Source organism: Arthrobacter sp. P4_F10 (genome assembly GCF_056401435.1).
Genome location: NZ_JBFUJJ010000071.1, coordinates 1 through 6,265 on the forward strand (window position 1 = coordinate 1; position 6,265 = coordinate 6,265).

The window sequence follows — 6,265 nt, forward strand, 5'->3', positions numbered from 1 at the left end:
GCACTGAAGAACTCTCCGTTAGCGGTGCATTGTCCTTCATCGACGCGTCGCAGAAGTTGGACAAGCTCTTATCCGAGGTTCGGGCGTTTACTCCTCCATCAGAGCGAGATCGCATGGAGTTCGTGAAGCACTACATTGAAAAGCTAGCCAGACGCTGGAAGCTCAATGATTTGGTCTCGGTTAGGGTGACGGCGGCCGGGATAGTCGTTCGAGTGCACGGCATTGAGTCGGAGGGCGACGCTGATGCGCTCGTTACAGATTTCGTTGAAAAACTGCAATCAGTCGCTGGAGACGTAGGCGCCAAGGTCGAAGTGCACTTTGGCAAAGAGAAAATCCCCCTAGACCTTTGATGCCGTTCTTCGTGGAGCGTTGCGGTGTGTGTTCACGTAGCGGCTGGGCAGCCGGCCCTCACGCCAATGAGCCTGGGGACACCTTCCTCTGCCCAGCCGCCGAACGTTCGTGGTTTCGCCCGTTCTTTGGAGGCAGCCAGATACGCCGTCAAGAGCGGCTTAAGCCTGTTCGTCCAGCTCAGAAAAAAACCGGGCAACTTCACTTCGCTGTTGAATGCGTCCTGCGTTGGCGGAGTACAGGAATGCCGTGTTTCGTGCGAACCTGCCTTGTGACAACTCGACACAACCGCTCGAAACGAGGATTGACAATTGCCTTCGGACTGTGCTCAAGCTGAGTCCAACACCGGCGGCAATTTGAGTGCTGGTCGACGGTCCATTCTTGCTGAGGAAGTGCAGGAGTCGGCTCCGCGTTCTATTCATGAGAAGGTTCGTCATCGCTGGCACTTCCGTTTGAGACCTGGGAGCGTTGGAAGGTGTAGACCCGTCTGCAATGACCATAATGTACGCCTCAGCAAATACGTTGGCTAGATGCTCGGTCTTCAGGGTTGGAAGCCTTGTTGGGGCGCTAAGCGAAAGCAATACTTGTACCCAAAGCGCTGGTCTCGCATGGATAGCTGTTGGGGGACAGCAATCGAATCATCAGAACGGCGACAAGTGGAAGCAAATGAAGGTGCAAAGAAGGACGGCGGCGGCGTTCGCACGCCGCAGGCGGAGCTCGCCCGAAAACTGAACCTCTTACTCGACACGGTTGTTGCCGAGCGAGGGGTGGCCTTGACATACCGTGAGGTGAGCGAGGCGTTGGCAGCGCGCGGTGTGAACCTTTCCCGGGCGCGGTGGTTCTACATGAAGGACGGCACGGGCCGAATGGTCTCCGATCCCAAGCTTCTGACTGCTCTATCCGAACTCTTCCGAGTCGATCCCAGCTATCTCCTTGGCAGCGACGGGGCGGAAGTTCCCGAACGCATAGACGCTCAGCTGGAATTCGTGAAGTCCCTGCGCGCCGCGCGGGTAAAGACTTTCGCCGCACGAACCTTGGGGGACGTTTCCCCGGAGACCCTTCGGGCCATCACCGAGTACCTCAACCAAGACATTGCCAGGCACCCGGCCGGGGAGTCGTCCGCTGCTAGCGGTTCAGAAGGTAGTCCAGATGGGCCGCCAGTAGAGCTTTGACACGCGCGTCATCTACCGAGTAGCGCGGCGAGCGGCCGTGCCGCCGTCCAGGCTCCAAATCCGCGCGGACAGCGCCAGTTTCCTCCAGCGCTAGCAAGTGCTTTGCCACGCTTGGCTCGGTGGCGCTAACCGCGTCGACAATGTCCCCACGAGTTGAAGGGCCGTTGGCCGCCAAGAAGCGCAGAATCTCATTCCGGGACCTGTTGCCGAACGTAGCGATGGCCGCTTCGACGTCGGGCGACCAGGCTTCGTCTGCAGGCTGCGTGATTCTCGGCATGCCTTCATTCTTGCGCTAAGAGTCTTGAATCTCCAGCGATGCACTCTTGACTCTATTTTAGTGAGTGTTGAGAATAGTTAAAGTATTCTCTCGTCAGATTGGCCTTCACTGCCGAAGGCAGAGGCCAGTCCTCTCACAACATCACTGAAATTCTCTGCTCGGGAGCTGTCATGACGACTCGTTCTCTCAAAGGCCATAGTGCGGACGTCGTGAGGGGCGTAGACAGCAGACGACCGCAAGAAACACATCCGCCAGCCATTTCGATGGAACAGATGACTTCATCAATCAACGAAGTCTCGCAATACGTCAGACTGCGACTGTCGAGGTCGGGACATGGCTGTGACCTTGAAGATGCTCTCCAAGACATCCGCATTGCAGTCTGGCGCGGAGTAGCGGAGGGCCACTACCGGCAGATTCCCGGGATCCGGTTTGGAGCCTGGGTTCAGGGAATCGCGGCCCATATTTGCTCGGCCTACTTGTCCAAAGCGCGTTCAAAAGATACCTTGCCGCTCCTTTTCGATCCGGCCAACGGCGGGCAACATGAACTCTTTGGACCAGAAGGAGTAGCGGAAAGGGAGTGGGCACTCTGCATCCTCCAGACAACAAGACGCCATGTCGGCGACGTTGCGTGGAGTGCCGCGATGTCCATACTGCTCGCGGACGACCGGGTCCGTGCCGGCTCAACCGCAAGCCGTTGGTCCTACCGGCAACTCGTATTCGTCCGGCAGATGGCAATCACGGTGAGGCAGGCTCTGGCTGCTGTTGATGCCGAGGGCCGCGACATCGGGGATCCAACAACGTTCGCGGCGCGATGCCTGCCAACTCCGCTACTGCAGCAGATTGCACAGGACGTTGTCCGGCTGGACTTGCACAAGGAGGAACGGGCGGAGGCGATTGCGGGGATCGCATCTGACTTCGGTGTCAGTCGGCGGTACGTCGAAGTGCAGATAGGCAGGGCGCGCCAACTGTACGCGGCAGCCACAGAAATTACTGCCCCGGTTGTCCAATCAATGCCCAAGGCCGGCCTGACACAACCTGTGGGCGGCGTACGTCATGTCGTCTAGACGCACGGCCGCCATGGACCGGTGAAGGAGGTGCACCGTGAAGCACACCAACCATCATGTCCGACACCTGAAGGGAAGCACGCGGTTGTGGATTCTCGTCTGCTGTGTGGTGGTCGTCACCGCAGTGGTTACCACCCTTCTGCAGACTCCAAGCCGGGAACCAGTAGACGCAGGCGTGGCCGTGGTGCCGACTCAGTCCGCCCCACGGTCACAGACACCACTGACTTCCTCGCCGGCACCGACCACTAGCGTCGCTCCAATTTCTGACAACGGTCCCCACACCCTTAACCACCGGTCCCTGGCCGAATCGACAGCAACAGCCCTCTACACGTGGGATACGCGGGCTTCCGCATATACGGACGTTTACGCCCGCGTGCGCGGCTGGTGGATGGTGCTCGACGATGAGACCAACCCCCTGAGCCTATACACGGCGCAGTTCGAGGGGACGGGCATCGATGCGGCAGCATTCGCCCAGCTGACCTCCCGAAAGGCCTACAGAACGTCGCGCGTCATGGAGAACAGGTGCGACGGCGAACTCGCCAAGTACGTGGAGCATCCGGCTCCCTGGCAGGGCCTCCACGTCTGCACGGTGACCGTCAGCGTGACTGATCGATCGACGTCGGACACGGGATCCACGCCCTACACGGTGCCCGTGAGCGTCGTTGCCAACTGTCCGCCAGCAGAATCCGCTCCCCGAGACCGATGCGCGCTGGTCGCCTTCTACACCGATCCCGCCAGGATCGTGTATTGAGGGGCATCCGGAAGGCAGTGGGTGTCCGGCTCATCGCGCGATCGATAGCCGCTGGCACGCTGGTTGTGCTGATGGGTTCGGCGGCCGTTGTCAGCGGATCGCTCGCTCTCGTCGGATCCGAAATCTCTGGTGCGGGGGATGTGTGCACATGGCCGGATCCATCCGGAGGTGATAATGCCACGGCTCTCCACGGGCGCATCCGCGGAGTTCTGACGGTCCCGGGCTTCAATGGGGCACCGATGACCCTCAACACGCGGCAGCAGGAAGTCGCCATGGCCTATATCTCCGTCGGGCGTTCCCTCAAGGTGTCCGGGCAAGCAATCCAGATTTCAATCATGACGGCCCTGCAGGAATCGGGACTGCGAATGCTTGCCAACCCTTCAGTTCCAGAGTCCGTGGACTTTCCTAACGACGGTCTGGGCTACGACCACGACTCCATCGGCTCCGCCCAGCAGCGGCCCAGCGCCGGATGGGGAMGCGTGCAGGACCTCATGCGTCCCGCGTACAACGCTGCCGCATTCTTCGGCGGCGCCAGCGGTCCCAATCACGGCTCGCCGCGTGGACTCCTGGACATTGGAGGGTGGGATCGGATGTCCCTCGGCGAGGCCGCCCAAGCCGTGCAGGTCTCGGCATTCCCGGAGCTCTACGCCAGGTGGGAGCCGGTTGCCGCCTCGATCATCGCCTCCTTAGGCGGCGCGAGCAACGTTCCATTGTGCGAGAGTCCGCGCCAGGACAGCGGCCGTCCAGCGCCAGCGGTGCCGCCAGACTTGGATGACCAAAGGCGCGCCATCCTGGGATTCGCCCAACAGGGACTCACCGGACGCTACGTCTGGGGAGGGACAGCCTTCAGGGCATGGGACTGCTCCGGATACGTGATGTGGGTCTACGCCCAGATCGGTAGGCGGCTGCCGCGCGTCGATCAATGGGTTGCGGGTACACCGACGACGGCGCCTCTGCCGGGTGACCTGGTGGTACAGAACCCCGATGGCCCGGACCACTGGGGCCACGTTGGGATATACGCGGGCGGCGGGATGATGTACAGCGCCCTAAACCCCGGTGTCGGAACGCTGCTCCATCCCATCGACTGGAACCAAGGCAGCCGCTTCTTCACACTCCTGGGCTAATCCGCTGACCCAAACCACGAAGGGCCCCGCAGGTCATGCACGGCGGACCGAACGAGGCCATGGAGAAGCAAGGGCAGGTCTGCCGCCCTGCATCCAAACCTAAGAGGAGCAAAAGTCATGAAGTATTTAGCAGTGGACCCTGGGATCGTCCCCAACACCGATTTCCCGTTCCTGCAGTCCTTGAGGCAGATCGGTGGGGGCATCCTCGTCGGGGCGTTCATCGTAATCGCGATCGTCGCCGTCATCGGCGCAGCTATGCTTCTGGCCGGCAAGCTCAGTCAGTCATCACGCCTGGCATCGGGCGGGGGAATGATCCTCTTATGGACCGGACCCGTGGCCGCGATCCTTGGCGGCATTAACGGCTACATCCTCTGGTCTCAGAGCGCCTTTCAACTCGGTTTTTAGGRCGCCACCGTGCTGCCGAATCTATGTGAGCCGGGAAGCTGGTGGCCGCCGGGCTGCGGCTTGGTCTCACAAGCTCAGAACAGCGCCATCGCCGCGTTCAACGACTTTCTGGCCGGCATCCTTGCGAGCATCGCCACGTGGCTATGGTCCTTCATCTCCGGCGCGTTCGGAGTGTCCAACGTCGATGACTCCCAGTGGGTCGCCGTGCAGGATCTCACCGGATGGTGGGTTGTAGTCATGGCGACGCCGCTCGTCGTCGCCATGATTCTCCAACWGCTGTCGGGTCTCGTCGCCCAGCAATCGCGACGGATCTGGAGGGCACTAATTGGCGGTTTGATGGCAATCCCGGCCGTGGGAGCCGCGATCTACCTGATGCAGACAATGACGCATGTGAGCGACGAAGCCTCAACAGCCCTCCTGGAAACTTTGGGCTCCGATCCGTACGTCGTCTTCATGCGCCTCTTCGGCTTTGAGCGAGCACCCGCAGGAGCCGCCAGCGAGTGGAAGCTCATCAGCGAGACGCTTCCTGCGACCCAAGCGGCGGCCAGCGGAACCTTGCTGATTACCGTCTTCGCCACACTGATCATCTGGATTCTTGCCTTCATTCTTATGTGCTCGATGATATTCCGGTCATTTGCCCTCATCGTCCTCGGCGCTGTTGCGCCCGTAGCTCTCATGATGATGCCGTGGGAGAAGACAAAGTCGTGGATGGCGCGCTGGTGCGAAGTGGTGGTTGCTTTGCTCCTCGCCAAGCCACTGGCCGCTACAGTGCTGGCCGTCGCAGTGAAGCTCTACGCCGATTCGACATCCTTTGCCGGCATCGCTGCAGGCGCAGTCGGGATGACGGTTGCGTGCGCGGCCCCTCTGCTGGCGCTCAAGCTGGTCGGATTTGCCGGGGGCGAACTGGCCGCGGCCGCAGGCGCTGCAGGTGGCGGCCATATCGCCCGCACAGCGGCCGGTTTCTCCGGACGCCAACTCGGGCAACAGATCCGAAGCCATCATTTTTCGTTGGGACATGGCAGAGCAGCCGGGCCTTCGATTGTTCCCTCAACTCCACAGCCGGTCATGGCAAGAGTCTTCAGGCCGGCGGCCACCAGCCCGAAATCTCCGGGTCAGGGAGGCTC

Annotated in this window: 9 protein-coding genes; 7 read left to right on the forward strand and 2 right to left on the reverse strand. The window is 61.0% G+C overall.

Annotated elements, in window-relative coordinates; all coding sequences use genetic code 11:
• Positions 1 to 350 (forward strand): hypothetical protein (locus AC1DR1_RS22675; protein ID WP_476993403.1); only part of this gene is annotated, 350 nt, incomplete at its 5' end.
• A 159-nt stretch (positions 351 to 509) separates the two neighbouring features.
• Here AC1DR1_RS22675 and AC1DR1_RS22680 read toward each other — a convergent pair.
• The gene (locus AC1DR1_RS22680) at positions 510 to 848 is read right to left on the reverse strand and encodes a winged helix-turn-helix domain-containing protein (RefSeq protein ID WP_476993404.1); all 339 of its coding nucleotides are present in this window, start codon (positions 846 to 848) and stop codon (positions 510 to 512) included.
• Positions 849 to 1,004: 156 nt separating this feature from the next.
• On the opposite strand from AC1DR1_RS22680, the gene AC1DR1_RS22685 reads away from it, so the two are divergent.
• The gene (locus tag AC1DR1_RS22685) at positions 1,005 to 1,520 is read left to right on the forward strand and encodes a hypothetical protein (protein ID WP_476993405.1); all 516 of its coding nucleotides are present in this window, start codon (positions 1,005 to 1,007) and stop codon (positions 1,518 to 1,520) included.
• On the opposite strand, the gene AC1DR1_RS22690 is transcribed toward AC1DR1_RS22685, so the two are convergent.
• Positions 1,474 to 1,797, reverse strand: coding sequence for an ArsR/SmtB family transcription factor (locus AC1DR1_RS22690; protein ID WP_476993406.1), 324 nt, complete (start codon positions 1,795 to 1,797; stop codon positions 1,474 to 1,476). The genes AC1DR1_RS22685 and AC1DR1_RS22690 overlap by 47 nt on opposite strands.
• 272 nt (positions 1,798 to 2,069) lie before the next feature.
• Here AC1DR1_RS22690 and AC1DR1_RS22695 point away from each other — a divergent pair, with 272 nt between their 5' ends.
• The 5 genes from AC1DR1_RS22695 to AC1DR1_RS22715 form a co-directional block, all read left to right on the forward strand.
• The gene (locus tag AC1DR1_RS22695; RefSeq protein WP_476993407.1) at positions 2,070 to 2,861 is read left to right on the forward strand and encodes a hypothetical protein; all 792 of its coding nucleotides are present in this window, start codon (positions 2,070 to 2,072) and stop codon (positions 2,859 to 2,861) included.
• Positions 2,862 to 3,249: 388 nt separating this feature from the next.
• Positions 3,250 to 3,612: a hypothetical protein gene (locus AC1DR1_RS22700; protein ID WP_476993408.1), complete on the forward strand. Its 363-nt coding sequence runs from the start codon at positions 3,250 to 3,252 to the stop codon at positions 3,610 to 3,612.
• 239 nt (positions 3,613 to 3,851) lie between these two features.
• On the forward strand, positions 3,852 to 4,736 hold the full coding sequence (locus AC1DR1_RS22705; protein ID WP_476993409.1) for a C40 family peptidase: 885 nt from the start codon (positions 3,852 to 3,854) through the stop codon (positions 4,734 to 4,736).
• Positions 4,737 to 4,853: 117 nt separating this feature from the next.
• Positions 4,854 to 5,141, forward strand: coding sequence for a hypothetical protein (locus tag AC1DR1_RS22710; protein WP_364748919.1), 288 nt, complete (start codon positions 4,854 to 4,856; stop codon positions 5,139 to 5,141).
• Positions 5,142 to 5,150: 9 nt separating this feature from the next.
• Positions 5,151 to 6,265 (forward strand): type IV secretion system protein (locus AC1DR1_RS22715; protein ID WP_476993410.1); only part of this gene is annotated, 1,115 nt, incomplete at its 3' end.